The sequence below is a fragment of the Variovorax boronicumulans NBRC 103145 genome, from assembly GCF_001591345.1.
GTDB classification, from domain to species: domain Bacteria; phylum Pseudomonadota; class Gammaproteobacteria; order Burkholderiales; family Burkholderiaceae_C; genus Variovorax; species Variovorax boronicumulans.
In genome coordinates, this window is record NZ_BCUS01000013.1 from 54,184 (window position 1) to 80,999 (window position 26,816).

The window sequence follows — 26,816 nt, forward strand, 5'->3', positions numbered from 1 at the left end:
AGGGGTGGAGAGGGCGTGCGCGACGAGAACGTTGCGCAGCGCCTGCAGGCCGGGGCGGCCTGCGCGACGCGCTAGGTCGTGAAGGTGATGCTGGCCTGCTGCGGCCCGATGCGCTGCTGCGCCGCCACCTGCTGGGCCTTGAGCTTCGCCCAGTCGACGCCGAGCATCTTCCCGTGCCGCTTGCGCGCGGTGCCGGCGACCCACACGCTGTCGATGTCGGCCTGCGATGCGAAGTTCATCACCCGGTCGGCCAGGCTGCCCAGCATGGCGAAGCCGATGCGGTCGGTGCGCAGCAGCACCAGGTCGGCGCGCTTGCCGACCGTGAGGCTGCCCGTGACGTTGCCCAGCCGCACGGCTTTGGCACCGAGTGCGGTGGCGAAGTCGAGCGTGTCTTCCGATTTGTAGTCGCGCACGATCTCGCGCCCCTCGGGCTCGAGAAAGAGGCTGAGGAACGCGCAGCGCACGTGCTCGAAGTAGTCCTGCTGCAGCACCGAGTTCACGTCGATGCCGATGCCGGTGGCCACGCCGGCGTGGCGCGCGCGGCCGTGCGCGGAGGCCATGAGGTGCGGCGTCATCATGTAGGGGAACTCGCCGACCACCGTGGCGCAGAGCATGCCGCCGGTGTCGCGCAGCATCTTGAGCTCATCGTCGGTGAGACGGTTGCCGTGCGACGCGTGGTAGTCGGGCCCGAGCAGCCCCGCCTCATGCAGGTCGACGATGCCGGAGCCGCGGTGCCCGATGGTGCCGGCGGGCTGCGGCTGCGCCGTCTTGTGCACGTGCGCGGCAATCATCTTCACGCCAGTGGCGCGGGCGCGTTCCCATTCCTTGCGCACCTCGGCCACGGGGCGGCCGGTGGCGTTCGAGGGCGCCAGGCCCAGCTGCAGCAGGCCGTTGCTGTCGGAGAACAACTCCTTCTGCAGGCGCTCGACGGTCTTCCAGTTGGTTTCGGTGGTCGTGTTGAGGTCGGCATGCACGCGGGCCGTCGAGATCGTCGAGCCCGGTCCGAAGGCGGTTGCGCGCCCGAGCTGGAAGGTGAACCAGCCGGCCACGCCCGAGTCCTTGACGCCGCGCGCGGCGGCCAGCGCTTTTTCTTCGGTGGGCTGGCCGTGCGCGTAGTCGAGCACGGTGGTCACGCCCGCGTCGATGGCCTGCAGGCCGCCGATCAGTTCCGCAAGGTAGTTGTCCTCGGGCGTCATGCAGGCCATGGTGCGCCGCTGCCAGCCGATGTAGCCCTTGGCGTAGGCATTGGGTTCGGCCTTGACGATGCGCCCTGCATCCAGGCCATGCCACATGTGGCGGTGGCCGTCGATCATGCCGGGCATCAGGATCATGCCGCGCGCCTCGATCACCTCGGCATCGCCGGCGGGCAGGCGCTTGCCGATGGCGGCGATCTTGCCGTTCTCGACCAGCACGTCGGTCGCCTGCAGCTCCTTGTTCAGCGGGTCCATCGTGAGCAGGTCGGCGCCGCGAATCAGCGTACGTCGCGCGGGGCCGCGTGGCGACGCAGCGGGCTTCGGCGTTTGCGCCATCGCCTGCGGCGCAAAGGCCGCTGCGGCGGCAGCGCCGGCCGACAGTCCGAGGAAAGCCTTGCGGGTCAATCCGGCCGGTGGCGCCGAGCCCGAGGGCGGGGCGATCTTGGGTGGGGTCATGTCTCGTTCCGTGGTTGTAAGAGTCCGAGGATGTTGACATTTTCATTTTTGACAATAAACATCGCCCGAAGAAAAAACTGTTTTCCTGAGAGGAAAGAATATGGACCGCCTCACGGCCATGTGTGTGTTCCGCAAGGTGGTCGAGCGCGGCAGTTTCACGGTCGCCGCCGAGCAGATGCGCATGTCCAACGCCTCGGTGAGCAAGTACGTGGCGGCGCTCGAAAACCACATCGGCACGCCGCTGCTGGCGCGCACCACGCGGCGCATCAACCTCACCGACGCCGGGCGCAGCTACTACGACAAGTGCGTGCGCATCCTCGATGACGTGGAGGAGGCCGAGAAGTCCGCCGGCCAGCTGCAGACCACGCCGCGCGGCCTGCTGAAAGTGCGCGCGCCGGTGTCGCTCGGCACGGCGCACCTGGGCCGCACGGTGGCGGATTTCCTGGCCGGCTTCCCCGAGGTGACGATCGACATGACGCTCAACGACCGCTTCGTCGACCCGGCGGAAGAGGGCGTCGACGTGGCGCTGTTCATCGCCGACCATGTGAAGGACGCGACCGGTGCCACCCGCGCCATCGCGAAGATGCCGCGCATGCTGGTCGCTGCGCCGGCCTACCTTGCAGCGCGCGGCGCGCCTGATGTGCCGGCGGATCTCGTGCGCCACAACTGCCTGATCTACACGCGCGGCCAGACGCCCGACGAGTGGCGCTTCAGCGAAGGCGGGAGCGAGCGCGTGGTGCGCGTCGGCGGCAACTGCCGCTGCAACAACAGCCTGGTGCTGCGCGAGGCGCTGCTGGCCGGCGCAGGGATCGGCTTGCTGCCGGCGTTCCTCGTGACGGCCCACCTCGCCGACGGCAACCTGCACACCGTGCTGCCCGGCGTGGTGCCCGAGCCGCGCACGCTGTTCGCCGTGTTCCCGCAGCCGCGCCGCCCGTCGCCGAAGGTGCGCGAATTCGTGAACTTCGTGGCGCGCAGCTTTGCCGCGGACAGCCAGTGGCAGCTCGAAGCCGACGACGCGGCCGTGGCATAGATTTTTTCCTCCCAAGAAATCATTTCTTTCTTTGGACGCCGTTTATTGATCGAAACGAAAACGTCAGCATCCTCGGACCCTTTGAAACCCCGAGTGAGACATGACGCATACCCTGATCAAGAACGCCAGCATCCTGACGCGAGACCCTAAGCTCGGAGACCTGCACGGCAGTGACCTGCTGATCGACGGCGACCGCATTGCCGCCGTCGGCCCGAACCTGCAGGCGCCACCCGACGCCGAGGTCATCGATGCGAAAGGCATGGTGCTCATGCCGGGCCTGATCGACGGCCACCGCCACGTCTGGGAAATCATCGACATGGGCCGCCTGGTCAAGACGCGCCCGGCCGAGTACGCGCCGTACTACCAACAGTGGAAGATGCGCACCATCGTCTCGATGACGCCCGAGGACAACTACCTCGCCGAACTGATCGGCGGCCTGCAGGCCATCGACTCCGGCGTGACCACCGTGCTCGACTACGCGCACGGCCAGCCCAGCGAAGACCGCGCCATGGCCGCCGCGCAGGGTCTGCGCGACTCCGGCATTGCCGGCTGGTTCGCGTTCCAGCTCGGCGTGTCGTCTTCGTACAAGCCGGGCGATACCGTGTCGCTGGCCAAGGCCGACGGCGAGCGCATCGCCATGACCAACGAGTCGCACTGGAAGACCGCCGAACGGCTGCAGAAGGAACTGTTCTCCGACAGCACGGCCCTGTTGCAGCTCGGCCTGGCACCGAGCGGCAACAACGGCAGCCGCATTGAGGACATCCGCAAGGAATGGACGCGTGCGCGCGGCATGGGCGTGAAGATGCTCGCGGCCCACATCCACAAGCCCGAGCAACCGCACGCCCCGGGCGTGATGGGCCACCGCGATTCGGGCATGCCCGACCTGTACGAAGCCGGCCTGCTCGGCCCCGACTACCAGGCCACCCACGCCAACCGGCTCACGTCGGACGAGCTGAAGATGCTGCGCGACACCGGCGGCATGATCTGCGCGACCGCGATGGGCGAGTTCCCGTACGTGATGTCGCCGAGCAAGGGCCCGTCGGTGCACGGGCGCGCACGCGCGGCCGGCGTGCCCACGGGCATGGGCATCGACATCTCGCTGGCGCTCACGGGTGATTACTTCGAGCACATCCGCGCCACGTTCTGGAGTCTGTACCTCGACCCCGAGTGCCGCGGGTACGTCGGCCGGTACACGTCGGAAGACATCCTGGACTTCGCCACCTCGATGGGCGCGCAGGCCGTGCGACTGGGCGGCGTGACGGGCACCATCACCGTCGGCAAGCGCGCCGACCTCGTGCTGCTGAGCACCACCGCATCGGCTTCGGCATGGCCGGCAGCCTCGCGGACCGCGTCGTCACCTTCGCCGGCACGCCCGACGTCGACAGCGTGTGGATCGCCGGCAAGGCACGCAAGCGGCACGGCAAGATGCTCGGTGTCGATTGGGCGAACCTCAAGGCCCGGCTGGTGGAAGCGCAAGAGCGCGTGGGGGCACGGGCCGCCAGCATCAAGTTCGTCTGAGGCGCTGAGGCCGCACGCCCGATCCTCTGAACTCCATCATGAAAAAAATACTGAGACTCTTCGCGTTCGCCGCGCTGCAATTGGGCGCCGTGGCATCGCACGCGCAAGCCGCCGACAGCTGGCCGAACCGGCCGGTGCGCATCGTGCACGGCTTTGCGCCGGGCGGTCCCATCGACCACCTGGCGCGCCTGCTGGCTGCGCAGTTCCATGAGCACTTCAAGCAGTCGGCCATCGTCGAGGCCAAGCCGGGCGCGGGCGGCACCATGGCCGCGCGCTACGTGGCGCGCAGTGCACCCGACGGCTACACGCTCTTTCTCATGGCCTCCGGCCATGCGGCGGCGCCCAGCCTGTACGGCGCGTTGCCCTACGACGCGGTGAACGACTTCACCATGATCTCGATGGTGGCGCAGAGCCCGTTCGCGATCATCGCCAACCCCAACGCGAAGTTCGCCACCGTGCAGGAGCTGATGAAGAAGGCCAAGGCCGCGCCCGGCACCATCGACTACGGCTCGGGTGGCAACGGCAGCGGCATGCACCTGGCCGCGGCGCTGCTGCAGTCGCGGGCGGGCGTGCGCTTCAACCACGTGCCCTACCGCGGCGGCAGCGCCACCGCGCTGGCGGTGGTGAGCGGCGAGGTGCCGATCATCGTCACGTCGATGGCCGGCATGAGCGCCTACATCGACAGCGGCAAGGTCAAGCCGCTGGCCGTGACCTCGCGCCAGCGCTTCGCGCTGTACCCCGACGTGCCGACCATTGCAGAAACCGTGTTGCCCGACTTCGACGTGACCGCCTGGTATGCCCTGGGTGGGCCGAAGAACCTGCCGCCGGCCATCGTCGCGAAGCTCGCCGAGATGGTGCGCGTCACGCTCAAGCGCCCCGAGGTGGCTGAAGGCCTGCGGCTGCAGGCGGCCGATGCGTGGTCCACCACGCCGGCCGAGGCGCAAGCCTTCGTCGCGAAGGAAGTGACGCGCTGGACCCAGGTGGTCCGCGACGAGAAGATCTCGGCGCAGAACTGAGACGCGGCCGGCCATGCGCTCCGAGGGCAACCGATCAATGGCGAGCTGGCACGCCTTCGGCTTCGTCGCCGTGGTCGTGCAGGTGGCCGACGGCCTTCAGCACGCGCGCATCGGTGCGCGGCGGCAACGCAGTGCCGTGGTGCTGCGCCACGTGCACGGGCTTGCCGTCGACGAAGGTCAGCACGGAGCGGATCTGGTGGATGTCGTCGGGCGCCACGGTGAGGAAGGGCGCGTCGAGCACCGCGAAGTCCGCGAGCTTGCCGGCCGTCAGCGAACCGCGATGCGGCTCGCTGAAGGTGAGCCACGCGGCGTTGGCCGTGTACAGGCGCAAGGCTTCCTCGCGCGTGAGCAGGAGGTCGGCGCGGCGCTGCACGGCGCCTCCGACGGCGCGGCCCGTCACGTGGTACTCGATGGCGCGCCACACGTTGATCACACCGACGCGCGTGGAATCGGTGCCGCCGGCCACCCTCAGGCCCTTTTGCAGCGCCAGCCGCGTGGGCGGCGAGGCCTGCGCGGCCTCGGCACCATGGGCCTTCTGGATCGCCGGCGCCTCGAAGTACGGACCCATCTGCACCGTGTACGCCATGCCCAGCTTGCGCATGCGTTCGAAGGTCTGTTCGGAGCCCGTGTTGATGTGCGTGATGGCCCATCGCAGGTCCTTGAAGGGACGCGTCTGCGCGACCTTCTCGAGCACATCGAGGATGGCTTTCGCGCCGTCTTCGGTGTAGGCGTGGATCTCCAGCGGATAGCGGCGCTCGGCCGCGAACAGCGCGGCCCGGGCCAGCTCGTCGCGTGCGGAGGGCGGCGGGTTGAAGCCCGCGCTCATGCGCACGCCATCGTTCATGTCGAAGGCCAGCACTTCGCCCACGCCGAGAAAGCGCAGCATGTCGTCGCCGAACAGCGGCGGCAGGTAGGCCAGGCTGGTCTGGAACCAGGCGGTCTCGTTGCCGGGCGCGAGGGCCGATGCGCGGTAGGCGACGCGCACAGTCAGCGCCTTGTCGCGCCACAGCGAGAACAGCGGGCTGTAGATCGCGTGGTCGCCCGCGGCCGGGTCGACGACGCCGGTCACGCCCAGGCGGTTGAGCTCGCGGAAGAAGGCCTGCAGGCTGGCGCGGTTCTCGGTTTCGGGGCGCGCGCTGATGCGAGCGAACAGCGCAGAGAAGGGGCCGATGCCGCCGAGCAGCTTGCCGGTGGCTCGGCCTTGCGCATCGCGTTCGACCGTGATGCCGGGCGGCAGGTCGGCGCCGGTGTCCAGCCCCAGCACGTCGATCGCCTGGCGGTTGACGACGGCGTAGTCGTACAGGTACTGCACGTAGGCCGGGTTGTGGGGCAGTGCGGTGCTCAGGTCCTGCGGCGTCGGCGCGCGCTGCTCGGCGAACTGCGCCGGATGCCACGCGCCCATCACCGCGATCCATCGGCCGGGCCCGCGCTTCGTCGCCTCTTGCGCGAGCTGGTCGAGCGCGCCGGACAGCGTGGTCTGTTCGTACCAGTAGCTCTCGAAGGTGAAACCCTGGCCGCCGCGGATGGCGTGGATGTGCGCATCGATGAGGCCAGGGACCACCGTCTTGCCGCCCAGGTCGATGACGCGGGTGTGCGCGGTGCGCAGTTTGCGGATGGCGGTGTTCGAGCCCACCGCGATGATGCGGTTGCCGCGCACCGCGAGCGCCTGCGCGCGGGGCTTCGCCGGGTCCATCGTGAGGAGCTCGCCGTTGAGCAGCAGGGTGTCGGCAGCCTGCGCCACAGGCAGCCACAGCAGCGCGAGCGTCGCAGCGGCGGCCGCGACGAGCCGTGGTCGTATCGGTCGTTTCATGGGCTGCGTTCAGAAGGCGTGGTTCACGCCGAGCTGAATGCCCGACGAGCGCTGGCCCGGCACACCGGCCGGCGACGAATCGGCCACCACATAGACAGCATTGCCGCGGTTGCTGATGCGCGAGTAGGCGCTGTACAGCGTGGTGCGCTTGCTCAGGTGGTGCGCGTAGCCGATGGCGAACTGGCGCGCGGTGCCGTCGGTCTCGAGGCCGGGGCCGGAGCGCTCGGAGCGCGCGAACGACACGCGGATCTGCCCCGCGCCGACGGGAACCGACGCGCCGATCAGCGCGTTCGTCTGCCGCTCGCGTCCCAGCCGATGGCGCAGGTAGTTGGCATAGGCCTTGACGACGCCGAAGTCGTAGCTGCCGCCGACGGTCGCCGTGCGGTAGTCGTCGACGCCGATGGCGGTCTGGCCGTAAGCGGCGGCCACGTTGAGCGGGCCCGACTCGTAGCCCAGCCGCCCGCCGCGGTAGCCGGCGCCCTGCGTGCCTTCAGCCGCTGCGAACATGAACTGCCCGTACAGGCCGCCGAGGCCGCGCGGCAGAAAGTAGCCGGCCGAGTTGCTGGCGCGAGCCTGCGTGCGGGCGCGGCCCAGGCCGAGCGGCCAGCCTTCAACGATGTTGCTGCTGCCTCCCACGCCGACCGTGCCGAAGGGCGAGAAGCTCGACACGTTCCAGAACGTGGGCGTGTAGTCGCGGCCCAGGCGCAGCTCGCCGAGGTCCTTGCTCATCAGGCTCACGGTGGAGCGCCGGCCGAAGCCGCCCTGCGTCTCGCCGGTGTCGGGCAGCACGGCGGTCTCGAGCCAGAAGCCGGCCGCGAGTCCGCCGCCCAGGTCTTCCACGCCGCGAAAGCCCAGGCGGCTGGGCAGCAGGTAGCCGCCCTGGTCCATAGCTTTGGCCGAGGCGTTGCCTGCCTTCGAGTAGGTGAAGTTCAGGTCGATGCTGCCGAACACCGTCACGGACGATTGGCCGTGCGCGGCGCTGAGCGCCCCCGCGGCCGCGAGGGCAAGCAGAAGTTTGTGTGGTTGTCTCATGTTTTTCTTTCGGAGCGGAGCGGTCGAGGGGTGATCAGCTGTCGATGCGGATGCCGGCGCGGCGGATGAGCGCGGTGGTCGACACGATCTCTTCGCGCACCTGCTGCGCGAAGGCCTGCTGCGGCATCGGTGCGGCGTCGGCGCCGAGCTTGTCCAGGCGCGCGCGCACCTCGCTGGTCTTCAGGGCGCGCACGGTCTCGGCATGCAGGTGCGCTACGGTGCGCTCCGGTGTCCTGGCGGCCACGAACATGCCGACCCAGAACAGGTGGTCCGCATCGCCGAAGCCGCTTTCGGCGGTGGTCGGCACCTGCGGCAGCAGCGGTGAACGCTTCGGTGCGCCGATGGCCAGCGCGGCGAGCTTGCCGCCTTGCACCAGCGGGGCGGCCAGCGCCAGCGGCGCCAGGAACCAGTCGAGCCGCCCGCCCATGAGGTCGGTGAGCGCCTGCGGCGTGCCGCGGTACGGGATGTGCGCGACCTCGATGCCGGTCGCGATGCGAAATTTCTCGCCTGCGATGTGCGAGGCGCTGCCACTGCCCGAAGAGCCATACACGAACTTCTGCGGGCCGGCCTTCACCTTGCGCACGAGGTCCTGCAGCGAGGTGAAGCCGCGGTCCGGCGGAACGACCAGCACATTGGGCATCGACGCCAGCATGGTGACCGGCGTGAAGTCGTTCAGAGTGTCGTACTTGAGCCCGGGGTAGAGCGCGGCGTTGGCCACGTGGCCGGTCGAGTGGATGAGCACCGTGTGGCCGTCGGCCGCGGCATTGACCACCGCGCTGGCGCCCAGCGTGCCGCCCGCGCCGGGGCGGTTGTCGACCACGCAGGGCTGGCCGAGGGACTGCTGCAGCCGTTCGCCGACGATGCGGCCGACCACGTCGGTGGTCGATCCGGCGGTGAAGGGAATGACCAGCTTCACGGGCTGGCTCGGGTAGGCGGGCTGCGCGAAGAGCGTGGCGGGAAGGGTGGCGATGCCGCCTGCGGCTGCCGTGAGGCGAAGCAATGTCCTGCGATGGATGTCCATCGTTGTCTCCTTGTTGTGCGTGGGGAAGGGCCTGCCTGTGGGCAGGCCCCGAAGTGATGCGCGGGGCAGGGCGCCCCGGGGGCGCTCAGGGCGCCAGGACCAGCCGCTCCATCGAGCCTTCGAGCACCTGCAGGTAGGCCTGGCGCGCGCGGTCCAGCGGCAGCACCGAGCCGTCGTTCACGCCGAAGCCCTGCAGGCTGCCGTCCTCGAAACCGGGCAGCAGCGTGCGAAACACATCCGCGCACTGGCTGGCCGTGAGCTTCAGGCTGTCGACGCCGAGCATGTGCAGGTCGCGGCGGTAGAACGCCATGATGTCGAAGGGCACGTTGCGGTCGGGCGTGGAGATCAGGATCTGCGTGCCCCCCACCTTGAGTGCGCCGAGCGCCGCCGCGAAGTAGGGCGAGCCGACGGTGTTGTAGGCGATGTCCACGCCTTTGCCATCCGTCATCGACAGCACGGTCTGCGCGATGTCGTCGCGCGTGCCGTCGATCACCTCGACCGGCGCGCTCGCGTGGCCCGTGTACCGCGTGGCGCCGCGTTCGACGCCGATCACGCGCGCGCCGGCACGCGTGGCCAATTGCACGGTGGCCTGGCCGACCTTGCCGTTCGAGCCCAGCACCAGCACGGTCTGGCCGGGGCCTGCGAGGTGGGCGCGGCGCAGCCCTTCGTACGCCGTCACGAAAGGCACGCCCACCGTGGCCGCCGAGGCCATCGCGATGCGTTCGGGCTTGGCGACGAGCGCCGCCACGGGCAGCACGAGGTAGCGCGCATGCGTGCCGTCGCGCGTGATGCCGAGGTCGCCGCCGGTGCCCCAGACGGCGCGGCCGATCCATTCCGACGGGCCGGCGACGACACGCCCGGCGTAGTCGCGGCCCGGCGTGCGGGGCCAGATGGCGTACGGCATCATGCCCAGCGCCGCTTTGACGTCGCTCGGGTTGATCGCCGCGGCGAGGACTTCGACGATGGCGCAGCCGGCCGGTGTCTCGGGCTGTGCGATGTCGACCAGGTCGGGGTTCAGTGCCTCGGGGCTCGGGGCCTTGGCGCTGAGGCGAAGGGCGCGCGGTGGTGTGCTCATGGTGCGATGTCTCGTGGTGCGAAGTGAAGAGAAGGGAGTGCGTGTGTGTGTTCAGGGCAGCGGCGGCGTGGGCAGGCGCGTTTCGCCGGGCTCCAGCCGCAGCTCGAAGTCGAGGTGGAAGTGGCCCGCGCTGTCGGGTTCGAAATCGCGCAGCAGCGAGCCGACCGCGCCGAAGGCCGCGTCGCTGTAGGCGTACGGATCGCGCGCATCGAAGATCTGCGTCGTCAGCACCTTGTGCCCCGGCGCGATGGCAATGAAGTGCAGGTGCGCCGGTCGCATGTGGCTGCGGTTCTGCAGCGCGAGCAGTTCGCCGCAGGGGCCGTCGGTGGGCACGCCGTAGCCCGAGGGCTGCACGCTCTCGAACCAGAAGCGGCCGTCGGCGTCGGTCTCGAAGACGGCGCGCAGGTTCATGTCTTCCTGCTCGGGGTCCTGGTTCTCATACAAGCCACTGGGCGCCGCCTGCCAGGTCTCGATACGGGCACCGGCAATGGGCGTGCCGTCCAGCGACAGCACGCGGCCTTTCACGTGCAGCGTCTCGCCTGCGGTGTCGTCGGTCGCAATGCGCACGCCGTTGGGCCGCACCGGCTGGTTCGCGCGCCAGAAGGGGCCGATGAGCGCCGGCTCGGTGCCGCCCGCGGCGAGCACGGCCTTGGCGTCCATCAGCAGCACCAGCGTGGCCAGGCCGAGGATGTCGGCGAGCAGGATGCCTTCGTGCTTGCGCGGGCCCGTGGCCTGGCCTATGCGCACCATGAAGTCCAGGCCCTTGAAGAGCTCTTCATAGGTCAGCGTCACTTCCGAGGCGAAGGCGTGCAGGTGACGGATCATCGCGTCGAGCACGGTGCGGGTGCGCGCGTCGTGCGTGCCCTGGTTGGCGTCCAGCACGGCCTGCAGCAGCGCCTGGGCGTTGGCGGGAATCGAGCGCTGGGCGGTCGGTGCCTCGGTGTCCGTGGGGGTCTCGGCGACAGAAATCATGGGAAGTCCTGGAGAGTGAAGAAAACGAAATCGGCACGGCGCCGCCCGGCACGCATCGACGCACCGCGGGGGCTGAAGGGGGCGTGGGGCCGGTTAGTCGGCGCGGATGCGCGCGCGGGTGGCGACGGCGGTCCAGCGCGGCACGTCTTCGGCGACGCGCGCGGCGAGGTCGGCAGGCAGGCTCGCGACCGTCTCGAAGCCGAGCTCGCGCGTCTGGCGCTGCACCTCATCGAGCGCCAGGATGCGCCGCACCTCGGTGTGCAGGCGCTCGATGGCGGCGATAGGCGTGCCCGCCGGCGCGAACAGCGCCTGCATGGTCTCGGAGCGGTAGCCGGCAAAGCCCGACTCCGCCACCGTCGGCACCTGCGGCAGTTCGGCCCAGCGCGCGCGGCTGCCGACGGCCAGCACCCGCAACGTGCCCGCCGCGATGTGGGCCTTGGCGGCCGGCAGTGCGGTCAGTGCGCAATCGACCTGTCCGCCGAGCACCGCCTGCACGGCCGGGGCTGCGCCGTTGTAGGGCACGTGCAGCAGCTCGATGCCGGCGCGCTGCCAGAGCAGCTCGCCACCCAGGTGCACGCTGTTGCCCTTGCCGGGTGTCGAGTAGGTGAGCGCGCCCGGCCGGCGCTTGGCGGCGTCGATCAGCGCCGACAGGCTGGTGAGCGGGCTCGCGGCCGGCACCACGATCACGTCGGGTGAACTGACGGCGAGCGACACCGGCGCGAACTGGCGCAGCGGGTCGTAAGGGGGCTTGTCGGCGAACAGGGCCGGGTTGGTCACAAAGGCGGACGACACCAGCAGCAGCGTCTGGCCGTCGGGCGCGGCGCGCGCTACCGAGGCGATGCCGATGTTGCCGCCGGCGCCCACGCGGTTGTCGACGAGCACGGGCTGGCCCAGCGCTTGTGCGAGCCGCACGCCCACGATGCGCGCGATGATGTCCGAGGTGCCGCCGGCGGCGAAGGGAACGACGATGCGCACGGGGCCCTTGGGGCTCCAGGCCGGCTGGGCGCGGACAAGGCCGGCGCCCAGCGCCGCGAGCGTCGCGGCGAGGGCGTGTCGCCGGTTCATGCCGTGCGCCACGCCGCATGTCGGTATGCGGCGTGACGCCTGGATGTCGTGGGGGATTGTCATTTTTTTGTCTCCTCGGGTGGTGCCTATGAGCCTTGCCCAGTTCGCGCGGTCGGCGCGGCGACTACTTGCTTTCTGGCGCCGTCTCCTTGATGTAGCCGTCGGTTCCGTAGACCAGGCCGGTGGCCTCTGCAGCCCTGACGACATCCTCGTGCCAGGCGATGCGCCCGCATTCTTCGTCGGTTCCACCGACGACCGAATACACCACCAGCGCGTGATCGTTCGGATTGCGGAAACCGCGCATCACGCCGATGGGGCACGAGATCACGTCCCACTGGTTGAGCATCACGGAGTACTGGCCCTTCTCGCCCCAGATGACCTCCATCTGCCCGTTCAGCGGACAGAAGACTTCCTCGGTCTTGTGTGCGTGAAGGCTGGCGCCCTGGCCAACCGGGATTTCGATGAAGGTCACGCCGAAGCGGTGGTTGCCTGGAATTGCCGGCTGAACGCCTTTGTTCTCCAGGACGCCGCGGTTCATGATCTTGTAGATGTTTTTCTTCATCCCCGGCAGCCGACTCTCGATGAAGGTCTCGCCGTAGGGCGCGACCTTGCCCCAGCGGGCGATGCGGGTGGATTCCATTTCCTGGAGGGTGGGGTCCATGTCTATTCCTTGATGCGATGAGGTTCGGATTCGTCGAAAAAGCAGCGGTTTACGTTCTGCGAGGCCCACTGTAGGCAACGGTCTTTCATGCGTCCATTACCATTTTTCTAGCGATTCGATAACATTTCGGTATGAGGCGCCCGGTGACCATCGGCCGCTCTTGCGGCAACGATCTGGAACCCCTGCATGGACCTCAGACAGCTTCGGTATTTCGTGGTGCTCGCCACGCAGCAGCACTACGGCCGCGCCTCCGCCGTGCTGCATGTGGCGCAGCCGGCGCTGAGCCGGCAGATCCGCCTGCTCGAGGAAGAGCTGGGCGTGCGCCTGTTCGAGCGCCACGCGCGCGGCGCGACTCCGACCGAGGAGGCCGTGTTCCTCATGGAGCGCGCGTCGTTCCTGCTGCGCTATGCCGAGCAGATGAAGCAGGACATGACGGCCCGCCAGCGCGACCCGCGCGGGCCCGTGGCCATCGGCCTGTCGCCCGCGCTCGCGCTGCTGCTTGCGGTGCCGCTGGCGCGCGCGGTGCGCGAGCAGTTCCCCGATGTGCGGCTGCGCATCGTCGAAGGCTTCTCGCAATCGCTGCTGGGCATGCTGGAGCAGGGGGCGGTCGATGTCGCGATCCTCAACGGCCCGATGCAGCTGGCCAACGTGCTGGCCACGCCGCTCATGACCGAATCGCTGTGCCTCATCGGCCGCACCGACGACACGCGGCTGATGCGCATGACGAAGATCAAGCTGCCCCGGCTGGCAGGCCTGCCGCTGGTGATGACGGGCGTGTCCAAGTCGGGTGTGCGGCTCGAGCTGGAGGCCGCGGCGGCACGCGCGGGCGTGGTGTTGAACCCGGTGGTCGAGGTCGAGACCCTGAGCGTGGCGGCCCGCCTGGTGGAAGAGGGCCTGGGTCTCACGGTCCACTTCGCAGCGGTCGTGCAGGACGAGATCGAGGCCGGCCGGCTGGTCGCGATTCCCATCGAGGGGCTGCGGCTGCGCCGCGTGCTGGCCCGCGCTTCCGACCGGCCGCCGTCACGCGCGACCGAAGTGCTCATCGACATCCTGCGCGCCGTGGTGCAGGAGCGCGTGGACGCGGGACGCTGGCCGCACGCGGTGCTCGATCGCTGAGCGCGCCAGAATGCTTCATCGCCAACAGGAGCACACCCATGAGCCACACCGCAACGATCGTCTCCACCGACGTCAATTTCAACCACCGCATCCAAGTCGGCAAGTTCCAGCTCGTGGCGGACGAGCCGGCGTCGCTGGGCGGGCAGGGCGCGGGGCCGGCGCCCTACGACTACTACCTGGCCGCGCTGTCCGCCTGCACCGCGATCACGCTGCGGATGTACGCCCAGCGCAAGGGCTGGGAGCTGGGCGAGTTCAAGGCCGAACTGAGCTTCACGAAAGACGCGGACGGCAAGGCGCACATCCACCGCGTGCTGCACGCCAGCGCACCGCTCACCGATGCGCAGTGGAGCCGGCTGCTCGAGGTGGTGGCCAACACGCCGGTCACGAAGACCATGCGAGAAGGTGCCGAGATCACGAGCGAGCGTGGGGTGGCGGCGGCCTGATCCAGGCCGCAGGCGCGGCGCTGTTCAGCGCCGCGAGATCACGCGAACGACCGGTTCGCTGTGCACGCGGAAGCCCATGCGCTCATAGATGCGTCGCGCGCCCGCGTTGCCCTGCATCACATGCAGCACCGGCACTTCGCCACGCTGCATCTGCTGCGCCACCAAGCGCGTGACGAGCCGCTTCGCATAGCCCTTGCCCTGCGCATCGGGGTGCGTGCAGACACCGCTGATCTCGCGCAGCGTGCTGGCGGCCATGCGTTCGCCGGCCATCGCCACGAGACGGCCGTCGGCGTCGAAGCAGCCGACGTACTCGCCGAGTTCGATGGTGCGCGTGGAGAAGGGGCCGGGGCGGGTGAGGTCGGCCAGGGCCAGCACTTGTTCTACATCTGTCGCACCCAGCCGAACGACATCAGGAAGCGTGTCGGCCACGGGCGCAGGCGCGTCCCAGATCATCTTCACGATGACTGACTCCATGTCGACCTGCCAGGTGGACGGCGCGGGGCCCGACCAGCCGATGGCATAGAAGTGCTCGTCCGGCGTGCAGTAGGGCAGCAGCGCGTCGAGGTCGGGGTGCAATGCGTCGGCAAAGCCGACGATGGGGGAGAAGCCTGTGGCGTAGCGGCGTGCGGTCGATGTGCCGGCGGCAAAAGACGCATGCGGGCCCGAAAGGGCGTGCCAGGTGAGGTTGGTGAGGAGGTCTGTCATGGGACTGGATTCTTTCGGCCTGACAGGGACCGTTTTGCGCCGACCGTTGTGGTGGGGGCGGCGCCTCCTCGTCGGGGGACGAGGAGGTGTGTGTCGCGTCGCACGGCGAGGGCAACCTCGCCGGCGTCAGCGACTCAGTGCATCAGCACTTCATGGCCGTGGCTTGTGCGGCGAAGGCGTCGGAAGCGGCCTTGCAGGCAGCGCCGAGTTGGGCGGCGTTGGCGCCGTAGCTGGCCCAGGTGGCCTTGGTCTGCTCGAGGCTGCCCTTGAGCGCGTCGGCGGCGGCGCCGCTTTGCTTGCCCACGCAGGCGCTCACCTTGTCCAGGTACTCCTGGCATTCCTTGGGCACGTCGGCCGATGCCGTCGTGGTGGCTGCAGGCGCGGCAGCAGCCGGTGCGCTGGCGGCCGGTGCGGGTGCCGGCGTGGCCGGTGCGGTGGCAGCAGGTGCTGCGGGAGCGGCCGGCGCTGCGGGCGTGGACTCTTGCTTCGAGCAAGCGGTGATGGCGGCAGCCACGAAGATGAGTGCGAGCAGTTTGTTCATTTTTTCTTACATGAGCGAGTTGGATGATGTGCCACGCCTCGTGTCCTCCGGCGCGCAGTGCGCACACCAGGAACGCAAGATTCGGGGCCGGAACAGTATCACCGCGCCCTGTGCAACAGACCCCCGCGAAGGCAGGAATCGGGGGGCTGCAGATGCTCCAAAAACGTAACAATTATCTTGAATCGTTAAATATTGCCGGGTTAAGCAGTCGAAGCTGCGCGGGCGTACGCAGGGGGCGTGATGGCCCGCCGAACCGGGTGCTCGACCGGCCTCGCATCTGCAAGCGGATGTTGTTGATTCTTTCGAATTACATCGAAGCGACGAGGCCGCGTGAAGTTTCCTGAAGGCGCGCTGCGGTCCATTTCCGGCGTCGACCGAGCGGCCTGCGGTGCCTCTTCAGCGGTCACGCACATGGTTACAACCCCGTGCCGCAGACCCGCTCCTCGCAGCGCGCGGCAGCCGGCAGGACATGGCCGGACGGGGCTCGGTTCCCGGTCGATCGAATTGCCGCCGGACCCTTGGCTTGTGCATTGCATCAATTAATTTTTATGGCAAAAGTTCTCATTGCCGGATGGCATGCACATCCTCTTTCAGTTGTGAATCGGTTGCGATGAATTGAGGCGTTGGCGCGCCATTCATGACCAGTGAGTTCTTTGCCATCAAGGAATAGGGAATTCCCGCCCCGATTTTCTACGGAATCCCGTAGTTGAAAATTTGAAATAGATCGGGTAATTCGAATGAACGAAATTCGCAAAGGCTTCGATCGCCTGGCTGTCGAAGGAAGAACGCCTTGCGCGGAGAGGAATACGGCGATGGATATGCCTCACATATGAGCCGGCGAATGGATCACTATGAGCGGGTAACAATTAATTTCAAATTGAGGGAAAAAGCAAAGGAAGCCGTTGTTTTTGCGATTTTTTGACGGTATTGGCTCGAAAAGATAGAACGTTAATGGTGGACACATTTGCATATTTGTCGTCACACTTTGAGCCATGCCAAGGTCTCAATCGCCCCAATTCCTTCGCCCACGCGCGCATCGATTTGCGCTGGAAAGCCGGCAGCTATTTGATGGCGCCGCTTTTGTGGAGGCCGCCGCGGCGGCACCGGCGGACGCACCGCAGGGCCCGCACGGGGATGCGTCGCATGCCGCCGACGCGGCAGCGCCCGTTGCCGTGCCGCACGGGCGCGAAAGCACGCCCGAAGCGGACGCGCGATCAGGGCCCGGCCCGGCTCCGGCCTCGTCCAGCGAGGTCTACGTCGTCGACAAGAATGTTGCCAATTGGCAGCAGCTCGCCGCCTCGGTGCCGCAGGGCGCCGACCTGATCCTGCTGGACACCGGCTCGTCCGGCGTCGAACAGTTGCGCCAGGCGCTCGAAGGGCGCAGCGGCCTCACGGCGCTGCACATCCTCAGCCACGGCAGCGCGGGCGAGATCACGCTGGGCAACGAAACCCTCGACGTCGCCGGCCTGGCGCGCTCGGCCGGCGCCTGGCAGGCGATCGGCGCGAGCCTGGGCGCGGACGGCGACATCCTGCTCTACGGGTGCGACGTGGGCGCCGACGGGCAACGCTTCGTGCAGGCCCTGGGCCGCGCCACGGGCGCCGATGTGGCGGCGTCGAGCGACGCCACCGGCGCGGCGTCGCGCCAGGGCGACTGGTCGCTTGAAGTCGCGACGGGTCTCATCGAGTCGCGCGCCTTCGCCGCCGCCGACTACGACGGCCTGCTGGCCGCGCCCACCGTGTCGACGACCACGCCGCGCATCACGGTCAGCGAACCCAGCTCGCTCAACGCGCCGGGCGCCGACCGCGCCACGCTCAGCGGCTGGACGCTCACCGACGACGGCGCGGGCAACGTCACGGTCGACGTGACCGTCGAGAACCCCGCGCTGGGCGCGCTGTCCAGCGCCAGCATGAGCGGCGTCACCACCGTGCCCGGCGGCTACCGCTTCGTCGGCAGCGTGGCAGATGCCAACGCCTGGATCAACCAGCTGGTGTTCACCGCCGCCGACACCGAGCTGGGCAACGCCACGGCCACCACGCGCATCCTGGTGTCGATCACCGATTCGGAAACGCCGGCGCTCACCGCCAACCGCGCGCTCGACGTGACGATCACGCCGTCGAACGACCCGACCACGGTGGCCGACGCGGCGCAGACGGTCTCCGAGGGCGGCACCACGCTGCTGACCGGCACCACGCTCAACGCCATCGACCCCGAGGTGACGATCGGCTCGCAGAACACCGGCCAGATCGTCTACGGCATCGCGACCAACACCGCGCGCGGCTACCTCACGCTCAACGGCGAACGCATCGGCGTGGGCTCGGTCTTCACGCAGGCCGACGTGCTCGCGGGCCGCGTCGCCTACGTGCACACGGCCACCGGCGCGGACCAGAACCTGGACGACAGCTTCGTCATCGTCGTCAACGACGGCGCCACGCCGCTGGCCGGCTCCGACCACGCCACCATCACGCTGAACGTCACGCCGCTGAACCAGCCGCCGGTGGTCTCGGGCGGGGGCAGCGTGTTCGAAGGGCAGCCGCCCAACGCCATCGACACCAGCGGCAACCCGGCCTCGGTCGTGGGCAATTTCATCGTCGCCGACGGGGGCGGCGACGACGCCAGCGGCGACCTCACGGTGCGGCTGACCAGCCTGCCCACCGACGGCACGCTGTACTTCACCGGGACCGTGCTGATCGGCGGCGTGCCCCAGAACGTCACCAACCGCGCCATCACCCAGGCCGACATCGATGCCGGCTTCGTGTTCGGCTACGACGACCGCGGCGGCCTCACTTACGGCAACAACGGCCAGCGCGACAACAACGGGCAGAGCTACCCGTTCACCGACGGCTTCGGCGTCACGGTGAGCGACGCCGGCGGCGGCACGGGCACGCCGTCGTCCACCTCGGGCACCATCGCCATCAACGTGCGCCCGGCCAACGACGACCCGGTGCTCGACCCCGGCAGCACGCTCGAGGCGACCGTGGACCCGGCGGGCGGCGGCTACACCGTGACGCTCACGCCCGGCATGCTCGGCGCGACCGACGTCGACTCGAGCGACGACAACCTGACCTTCGCCGTCACCTCGATGAACGGCCTGAACCAGGGCTACCTGCTGCTCGACGGCAAGATCCTGCCGCCGGGCGGCACCTTCACCATGGAAGACGTGCGCTCGGGCCGCGTGCAGTACGTGCAGACGCAGGGCGCGGCGGCGGGCGACACCGACACCTTCAGCTTCCAGGTGGTCGACAACACGCTCGGGCCCACCTGGGACGCGAACGGCAACACCGTGATCCGCGAGGGCGCCGACCGCAACCCCGACGGCACGCTGAAGACCTACGAGTTCACGATCAACCTCGTCGAAACCCCGGCGGGCAACGGCGATCCGCTGCAGACCATCGACGGCACCGTCACCACCTCGGGCTCCAACCACGCGGGCACCGACCAGAACGGCGCCACGCGCGGCACGCTCAGCGAAGGCGGCTCGGTGGTGCTGGGTGGCACCGGCTCCGACTTCAACACCGTGCCGGGCCTGAGCTACGTGGTCGAAGGCGTGCCGCCGTCGCAGGTGATCTACACGGTCACCGACTACACCGGCACCACGGGGCCCGTGCGCAACGGCGTGCTGCAGCGCTTCGACGGTGCGACGTGGGTCGACATCGACACCTACGAGACCTTCACGCAGGAAGACCTGAACGCCGGTCGCATCCGCTTCCAGCACGACGGCGACGTGGAAGACTTCGAGTCGGCCGTGTCGCTCTCGGTGACGGCCGGTGTCGCCGTCGGCGGCGTGCGCAACGTCTGGAACGCCAGCTTCTCGTTCTTCATCACGCCGGTCAACGACGTGCCCGTGGCCACCGGTTCGTCGAACACGGTCATCCGCGAAGGCGAGACGGCCTACCTCACGACCGGGCAGATCCGCGTGGTCGATGCGGACGACGCCGCGAGCGAAAGCTACCTCGAAGGCTCGGCGACGCTACTGAACGGCGACCCGAACTACGCCTTCAACAACGCCGGCAGCGGGCCGGGCGCGATGCAGTTCGAGTTCGACAGCCTGCCCACCGGCGGCCAGCTGCAGTACTGGAACGGCGCCGCCTGGGTGGCCGTGGCCGTGGGGCAGCGCATCGATGCCTCGCTCATCACGGGCAGCGCCGGCACCACGGGCCTGCGCTTCGTGAGCGACGGTTCCGAGGTGCGCACGACCCAGTTCAACGTGCATGCCGTGGACCGCTGGGGCGCCGCGTCGAACCCCGTCACCGTCGGCATCCAGATCACCAACGTCAACGACGCGCCGGTGATCGCGCCCGACCCGACGCAGCCCGACCCGCCCGGCACCGCCAACCAGCCGCTGACCGTGGCCGAGGGCGGGCGCGGCCAGATCACGCCGGGCATGCTCAGGGCCTTCGACCCTGACAGCACGCTCACGCAGCTGCAGTACACGATCACCTCCGTCACCACGCACGGGCGCGTCATGTACTCGACCGACGGCGTCAACTTCGTGGCGCTGGGCGTGGGCTCCTCGTTCACGCAGGCCGACGTGAACGCCGGGCGCATCTACTATTTCAATTCGGGCGACGAATCCGACGGCCACACCGAAGCCAACGGCGATCCGCCGAGCGACCGCTTCACCTTCACGCTGAGCGACGGCGACAAGGAACAGACCGGCGGCCAGTTCTGGATCTACGTCACGCCGCTGAACGACGCGCCCACGGTGACCGCGCCGGCCGGGCCCATCGACATCGACAGCAGCAACCCGGCGCACAACCCCGTGCCCGGCTTCCATGTCGGCGACACCGACCTGGACGCGGTGATCCAGGGCGAGACCGACTTCGTCCAGGTGACGGTGCGGCTGCTGGACGCCAACGGCAACCCGCTGAATGCCGCGGCCTACGCGGGCGCCACCATCGGCTCGACCTCGATGGGCGGCGTGACCGTCGACGCCGACAAGAACGGCAGCGGCGACTTCCTCACGCTGCGCGGCACGCGCGCGCAGGTGAACGCCGCGCTGGCGGGCCTCACGCTCACCTTCGACACCGACCGCGACCAGGCCTACCGGCTGCAGGTGATCGTCGACGACCGCCTGCGCGACACCGCCACCGGCGTGCTGCAGCCCGGCGCCAACGGCGGTCCGCAGAACGAGCCGAGCGTGCCGGGCGGGCCGAACATCACGATCCCGACCACCGAGTACGACTGGTACGCCGACACGGTGCCCACCACCGGCGACATCACGGGCAACCTCGCGGCCGCCTCGGTGCTGGTGCGCGCGTCGAGCGAGAACGACCCGGGCGTGCTGGTCGTGCCGCCCGTGCACACGGTCTATGAAGACCAGCCGACCTACATCGGCACGGGCTTCGTGGTGTCCGACCCCGAATCGGCCGCCTTCGGCACGCCGATCACGCTGCGGCTGACCGTGCCCAACGGCACGCTGGGCATCGGCGGCACCGGCGGGCAGACGAGCTTCACGCTGCCCAGCGGGCGCGTCGTGACCATCGCCGGCGACAACACCGGCGCGCTCACGCTCACCGGGCGCGCCAGCGACATCCAGGAGCTGATCACCAGCGGCGCCGTCACGGGCCTGACCTACCGCAGCGCGACCCACGTCAACCACGACCTCAACGGCGCCGACGCCGGCGACGTGACGCTCACCGTCTCCTTCGACGACACCGGCTCGCAGATCGGCGGCGACACCGGCGGCGGCAGCGTGTCGAACAACCCGCCCGACATGACGATGGCGCTGACCATCGTGGCGGTCAACGACGCGCCGACGGCCGGGCTCACGCCGGGCACCAACCCGAACACGCCGCTGTACCTGACGGGCGGCAGCACGCCGTCGGCCGTGCCGGGCTTCGTCGTGCGCGACCTGGACATCGACGGCGACGGCGGCGGCATCGCGCCCGGCGAAGCCGATTTCCTGCAGGTCACCGTGCGCATCACCAACGGCACGGGCGCGCCGCTGGGCGCGGCGCAGTACACGGACGGCGGCAGCGACGCCATCACCATCACCTCGAGCAATGCAGCCGGCTCGGGCGTGACCATCGACAGCACCTACGACGGCACCGGCAGCGCGCTCGTCATCCGCGGCACGCGCGCGCAGGTGCAGGCCTACCTCGACGGCCTGCAGGTGGCGCTGGGCGGCAGCCTCGCCAACACCGACCAGACCTACCGCGTGCAGGTCATCGTGGACGACCGCCTGCGCGAGAACAGCAGCGGCGCGCTGGCGGGCGGCGCCAACGGCGGCGAGAACAACAACGCGAACGGCGGCACGGTGGCGGTGCCCACCACCAACGTCAACCCCTACGCGCTGATCCCCGCGGGGCTGACGGCCAACGTGGCCTCGGCCTACCGCACGCTGTTCCCGTCGTCGATCAACGACCCGGCCCACATCGCGGCCGGCAACCCGACGGTGGACGAGGGCAACGGCAGCGTCACGCTGACCGGCCTCACGGTCACCGACCAGGACGCGGCCGCCACCGACGTGCTGACGGCCACGGTGTCGGTGCCCCCGGGCTTCGTCATCAACGGCGTGGGCGGCAGCGGCGGCACGGTCGGCCCCTTGGGCGGCGCCAGCATCACCATCACCGGCACGCTGGCGCAGATCAACAGCCGCATCAACGCCATCTCGATCGCGCTGCCCGACGCCCCCGGCGCCGCGCTGCCGGCCGACTGGAACGGCGCTTTCACCGTGACCGTGGTGGTCAACGACGAGGGCCACACCGGCGGGCGTCCGGGCGTCCTGGCGCCCGGCGACAACAGCACGACCGGCACCTTCGACTACGCGGACGGGGTCGGCAACCGCCTGGTCACCACGCGCACCTTCGTCTTCACGGTGGCGCCGGTCAACGACGCGCCGGTGGTGGTGGGCGGCACCACCCAGACGCTGCCGAACGTCACCGAAGACGTGGGCAACAACGCGGCCGGCACCCCCGTGGGCACCCTGTTCGGCTCGCACTTCGACGACGGCGCCGACCTGATCGACAACAGCGGCAACGGGGGCACCGGCGGCAGTTCGTCCGACACCTTCTTCGGCGTCGCGATCACGGGCCACGTCCCGGACCCCGCGCAGGGGGCCTGGCAGTACTCGCTGGACAACGGCACCACCTGGCTTCCCGTCGGCGCACGCACCGACGGCACCGCCCTGGTGCTGGCCGCCGACGCGCAGCTGCGCTTCGTGCCGGCCGCCAACTTCCACGGCACGCCCACGACGCTGACCGTGCGGCTGGTCGAGACCGACACCAACAACGACAGCGCCACCGCCGATCCCACCTCGGGCAGCCAGGTCGACGTGTCCGGTGCCCGCAACGGCGGCACCACCGTCTACAGCGCCGGCACCATCGTGCTCAGCACCACGGTGATCAACGTGAACGACCGGCCGACGGCGACCGATGCGACCGTGCCCGCCGGCGTCGAGGACGTGACGGGTGCCGGCGTGCGCGTCGACACGCTGCTGGGCGGCGGCTACGGCGACGCGATCGACAACCAGACGGCCATCAGCGGCGGCGGCGATGCATCGACCTCGTTCGGCGGCATCGCCATCGTGGGCAACAACGCCAACGCCGCGCAGGGCGCGTGGGAGTACAGCCTGAACGGCACCGACTGGCTCGCCGTGCCGACGGGTGCCTCCGACACCAGCGCCTTGCTGCTGCCCACCAGCGCGCAGCTGCGCTTCGTGCCTGCGGCCGATTTCAACGGCACGCCCGGCGGGCTGGTCGTGCGCGTGTCCGATGCGCCGGTGGCGGCGGGCAGCGGCGACATCAGCGCCACCGTCAACGACGCCACCAGCCAGTGGTCGGTGCTGCGCAACGTGTCGATCACCATCGCGCCGCGCAACGACGCGCCCGTGATCGGCGGCACCACCGGCGCGACCGCGGTGGAGAACAACCAGACCGGCACCGGCGTCAGCATTCCGCCCGTGGCGCTGGTCAGCGGCGGCACGGTCGGCGACCTCGACCTGGCGACCACGCCCGGCCTGGCCGCCGGCGTGTTCGGCGCGGGCTCGCTCACCGTGAGCCTGGACGGCTACCAGCCGGGCGACCAGCTGTTCGTCAACGGCGCGCTGCCTCCGGGCGTCAGCGTCTCGGGCGGCAACGGCGCGCCGCTGGTGGTGCAGTTCGATGCCGACACCACCGTGGCCGAGGTGCGGGCGGTGCTCGACCAGCTGTCCTACCGCAGCAGCAGCGACAACCCGACCGCGTTCGGCACCGACAACGAGCGCGTCTACACCATCGTGCTCAACGACGGCAACAACGTGCAGCCCGGTGGCAACGCGGGCGGCCCGCAGCCGCTGAACAGCAACGTGCTCGCCGGCACGCTCACGATCACGGCCGTGAACGACCCGCCGACCGCGGTCGACGACACGCACAGCATCGACGAAGACACGCCCTCGGTGGGCAGCAACGTCATCAGCGGGCGCATTCCCGGCGAGGCCGACCACGACCCCGACAGCACCACGCTCACGGTCACCGGCATCCGCACCGGCCCCGAGGCCGGCGCCGGCACGGCCGGCACGCTGGGCAGCGCGCTCACCGGCACCCACGGCAGCATCGTGCTGAACGCCGACGGCAGCTATACCTACACGCTGGACAACAGCGACCCGCGCGTGCAGGCGCTGATTGCCGGCGAGACGCTCACCGACCTGTTCACGTACACCATCTCCGACGGCGCCAGCGGCACCGACACCGCGCAGATCACCATCACGATTCGCGGCGCCAGCAACGACGTGCCGGGCATCACGGTGACCGACGCCAACGGCAACGCGACCGGCCAGGTGACGGTGCACGAGTCGGGCCTGACGAGCGTGGGCGACACCAGCGAGACGGCAGGCGCGGGCTTCAATATCACGGCGGCCGACGGCGTGGCGAGCATCAACGTCGGCGGCACGGTGGTGACGCTGGCGCAGCTGCAGGCACTCACGCCGGGCGCGCCGATCACGATCACCACGCCCGACGGCCAGATCCGCCTCACGGGCTTCAGCGGCACCACGCTGTCCAACGGCGTCGTGACCGGCGGCACGGTCAGCTACACCTACACGCTGACCTCGGCGCAGAACCACAGCGCGGGCGAAGTGACCGAAGCGGTGGCGCTGAGCGTGACCGACCGCGACGGCGACGTGGCCAGCGGCACGCTCACGGTGCTGATCGTGAACGACGTGCCCACCGCGAACCCCGACACGAACAGCGTCACGGAAGACGCCGCGCCGAACCCCGTGAGCGGCAACGTGAAGACCAACGACCGCGAGGGCGCGGACACCGCCGTGCCGGTGACGGGCGTGAGCTTCGGCGGCACGGCAGGCACGGTCGGCAGCGCGCTGGACACGGAATACGGTGCCATCGTGCTGAACGCCGACGGCAGCTACAGCTACACGCTGGACAACACCGACCCGCGCGTCAACGCGCTGAAGGACGGCGAGACGCTCACGGACACGGTGAGCTACACCCTCACCGACGCGGACGGCGACACCTCGACCACCACGCTGACGATCACCATCCACGGCCGCACCGACGCCAGCCCCGAGATCGTGCCGGTGGACGGCAACGGCGCGGCCACGGGCCAGACCGAGGTCCACGAGCGCGGCCTGGTCGACGGCCCGGCCGGCCCCGATGCGCGCGAGAACGGCAGCGGCGTCGTCACGGTGTCGGCGGCCGACGGCCTGCGGACCGTCACCGTGGGCGGCCGCACGCTGACGCTGGCCGAGCTGGCCAACCTGGGCACCACGCCGGTCGTCATCACGACGCCGCTGGGCACGATCACGCTGACGGGCTTCACGGCCACCACCTCGGTGGGTGGCGTGCCCACGGCGGGCAACCTGGCCTACACCTACACGCTGCGCGCGCAGGTGGCGCAGCCGGGCGCGACCGAGAGCACCGAGGCCATCGCCCTGCAGGTGACCGACGCCGGCGGCGCCACGGCCACGGGCACGCTCACCGTGCGCATCGTGGACGACGTGCCGCAGGCCACCGACGACACGGCCGCCATCACCGAAGACGCCGCGCCGAACACGATGTCGGGCAACGTGGCGACCAACGACACCATCGGCGCGGACGATTTCAACGTGGCGCCGGTCACGGGCGTGAGCTTCGGCGGCGCGGCCGGCACGGTGGGCGCGTCGATCACCACGACCTACGGTTCGATCGTGCTGAACGCCGACGGCAGCTACACCTACACGCTGAACAACGCCGACCCGCGCGTGCAGGCGCTGTCGGTCGGCGAGACGCTGACTGAGCAGGTGCGCTACACGATCACCGATGCCGACGGCGACACCAGCACCGCCACGCTCACGATCACCATCCGCGGCGCCAACGACCTGCCGGGCATCGCCGTCACCGACGCCAACGGCGCGGCGACCGGGCAGGTCACGGTGTTCGAGTCGGGCCTGGTGAGCATCACCGACACGGGCGAGCGCGCCGCCAGCAGCTTCAACATCACCGCGGCGGACGGCGTGGCTAGCATCAACGTCGGCGGCACGGTGGTGACGCTGGCGCAGCTGCAGGCGCTCACGCCGGGCGCGCCGATCACGATCACCACGCCCGACGGCCAGATCCAGCTGACGGGCTTCAGCGGCACCACGCTGCCCAACGGCGTCGTGACCGGCGGCGCGGTCAGCTACACCTACACGCTGGGCGCTGCGCAGAGCCATCGCTCCGGCGGCGTGCTGACCGAAGTGACCGAGCAGATCGCGCTGTCGGTGACCGACCGCGACGGCGACGTGGCCAACGGCACGCTCACCGTGCTCATCATCAACGACACGCCGCAGGCCACCGACGACACGGCCGCCATCACCGAGGATGCGGTGCCCGACACGGTGAGCGGCAACGTGAAGGCCAACGACCGCGACGGCGCGGACAACGGCAACGGCGTGCCGGTGACGGGCGTGAGCTTCGGCGGCGCGGCCGGCACGGTGGGCGTGTCGCTCACGACCACCTATGGCGCCATCGTGCTGAACGCCGACGGCAGCTACACCTACACGCTGGACAACGACAACGCCGCCGTCAATGCGCTCAAGACCAACGAGCAGCTGACCGAGACGGTGCGCTACACGATCACCGATGCCGACGGCGACACCAGCACCGCCACGCTGACGATCACCATCCACGGCCGCCTGGACGGCGACCCGGCCATCGGCGCCGTGGACGGCAACGGCGCGGCCACGGGGCAGGCCGAGGTGCACGAGCGC

General features: G+C 69.6%; 16 protein-coding genes. 6 read left to right on the top strand and 10 right to left on the bottom strand.

Annotation, left to right across the window (positions count from 1 at the left end):
* Positions 1-71 precede the first annotated feature (71 nt).
* Positions 72-1,649 carry an amidohydrolase family protein gene (locus VBO01S_RS06140; protein ID WP_235926464.1) on the bottom strand — a complete coding sequence of 526 codons (1,578 nt, stop codon included), beginning with the start codon at positions 1,647-1,649 and terminating at the stop codon, positions 72-74.
* A gap of 100 nt (positions 1,650-1,749) precedes the next feature.
* On the opposite strand from VBO01S_RS06140, the gene VBO01S_RS06145 reads away from it, so the two are divergent.
* From VBO01S_RS06145 to VBO01S_RS06155, 3 genes are all read left to right on the top strand, one after another.
* Complete coding sequence (locus VBO01S_RS06145) at positions 1,750-2,679, top strand: LysR family transcriptional regulator (RefSeq protein ID WP_062471976.1); 930 nt, start codon at positions 1,750-1,752, stop codon at positions 2,677-2,679.
* Positions 2,680-2,779: 100 nt separating this feature from the next.
* Positions 2,780-4,408 carry an amidohydrolase family protein gene (locus VBO01S_RS06150; RefSeq protein WP_255221057.1) on the top strand — a complete coding sequence of 543 codons (1,629 nt, stop codon included), beginning with the start codon at positions 2,780-2,782 and terminating at the stop codon, positions 4,406-4,408.
* The gene (locus tag VBO01S_RS06155) at positions 4,332-5,213 is read left to right on the top strand and encodes a tripartite tricarboxylate transporter substrate binding protein (protein ID WP_255221058.1); all 882 of its coding nucleotides are present in this window, start codon (positions 4,332-4,334) and stop codon (positions 5,211-5,213) included. Before VBO01S_RS06150 ends, VBO01S_RS06155 begins: the two co-directional genes overlap by 77 nt.
* Before the next feature lie 34 nt (positions 5,214-5,247).
* On the opposite strand, the gene VBO01S_RS06160 is transcribed toward VBO01S_RS06155, so the two are convergent.
* The 7 genes from VBO01S_RS06160 to VBO01S_RS06190 form a co-directional block, all read right to left on the bottom strand.
* A complete protein-coding gene (locus VBO01S_RS06160) occupies positions 5,248-7,023 on the bottom strand; it encodes an amidohydrolase (protein ID WP_082818007.1) in 1,776 nt (591 codons plus the stop codon).
* A gap of 9 nt (positions 7,024-7,032) precedes the next feature.
* The gene (locus VBO01S_RS06165) at positions 7,033-8,055 is read right to left on the bottom strand and encodes a porin (RefSeq protein WP_062471983.1); all 1,023 of its coding nucleotides are present in this window, start codon (positions 8,053-8,055) and stop codon (positions 7,033-7,035) included.
* Positions 8,056-8,089: 34 nt separating this feature from the next.
* Positions 8,090-9,076 (bottom strand): Bug family tripartite tricarboxylate transporter substrate binding protein, encoded by a 987-nt coding sequence (locus tag VBO01S_RS06170; protein WP_062471986.1) that lies wholly within the window; start codon positions 9,074-9,076, stop codon positions 8,090-8,092.
* Positions 9,077-9,161: 85 nt separating this feature from the next.
* Complete coding sequence (locus tag VBO01S_RS06175; RefSeq protein WP_062471989.1) at positions 9,162-10,151, bottom strand: quinone oxidoreductase family protein; 990 nt, start codon at positions 10,149-10,151, stop codon at positions 9,162-9,164.
* Positions 10,152-10,202: 51 nt separating this feature from the next.
* Positions 10,203-11,123 (bottom strand): dioxygenase family protein, encoded by a 921-nt coding sequence (locus VBO01S_RS06180; protein ID WP_062472004.1) that lies wholly within the window; start codon positions 11,121-11,123, stop codon positions 10,203-10,205.
* 93 nt (positions 11,124-11,216) lie between these two features.
* On the bottom strand, positions 11,217-12,251 hold the full coding sequence (locus VBO01S_RS06185; RefSeq protein WP_062472007.1) for a tripartite tricarboxylate transporter substrate binding protein: 1,035 nt from the start codon (positions 12,249-12,251) through the stop codon (positions 11,217-11,219).
* 61 nt (positions 12,252-12,312) lie between these two features.
* Positions 12,313-12,849, bottom strand: a complete 537-nt coding sequence (locus VBO01S_RS06190; protein WP_062472009.1) for a cupin domain-containing protein — start codon at positions 12,847-12,849, stop codon at positions 12,313-12,315.
* A 186-nt stretch (positions 12,850-13,035) separates the two neighbouring features.
* Between VBO01S_RS06190 and VBO01S_RS06195 the strand changes: the two genes are divergently transcribed.
* Entirely contained in the window at positions 13,036-13,965 is a 930-nt protein-coding gene (locus VBO01S_RS06195; RefSeq protein ID WP_062472012.1) for a LysR family transcriptional regulator, read from the top strand.
* Between the two features lie 38 nt (positions 13,966-14,003).
* The gene (locus tag VBO01S_RS06200; protein WP_062472014.1) at positions 14,004-14,408 is read left to right on the top strand and encodes an OsmC family protein; all 405 of its coding nucleotides are present in this window, start codon (positions 14,004-14,006) and stop codon (positions 14,406-14,408) included.
* Between the two features lie 24 nt (positions 14,409-14,432).
* On the opposite strand, the gene VBO01S_RS06205 is transcribed toward VBO01S_RS06200, so the two are convergent.
* Both VBO01S_RS06205 and VBO01S_RS06210 read right to left on the bottom strand, forming a co-directional pair.
* Complete coding sequence (locus tag VBO01S_RS06205; protein WP_062472016.1) at positions 14,433-15,113, bottom strand: GNAT family N-acetyltransferase; 681 nt, start codon at positions 15,111-15,113, stop codon at positions 14,433-14,435.
* A 142-nt stretch (positions 15,114-15,255) separates the two neighbouring features.
* Entirely contained in the window at positions 15,256-15,654 is a 399-nt protein-coding gene (locus VBO01S_RS06210) for a hypothetical protein (RefSeq protein ID WP_062472018.1), read from the bottom strand.
* Between the two features lie 1,082 nt (positions 15,655-16,736).
* On the opposite strand from VBO01S_RS06210, the gene VBO01S_RS06215 reads away from it, so the two are divergent.
* Positions 16,737-26,816 (top strand): cadherin-like domain-containing protein (locus VBO01S_RS06215; protein WP_062472020.1); only part of this gene is annotated, 10,080 nt, incomplete at its 3' end.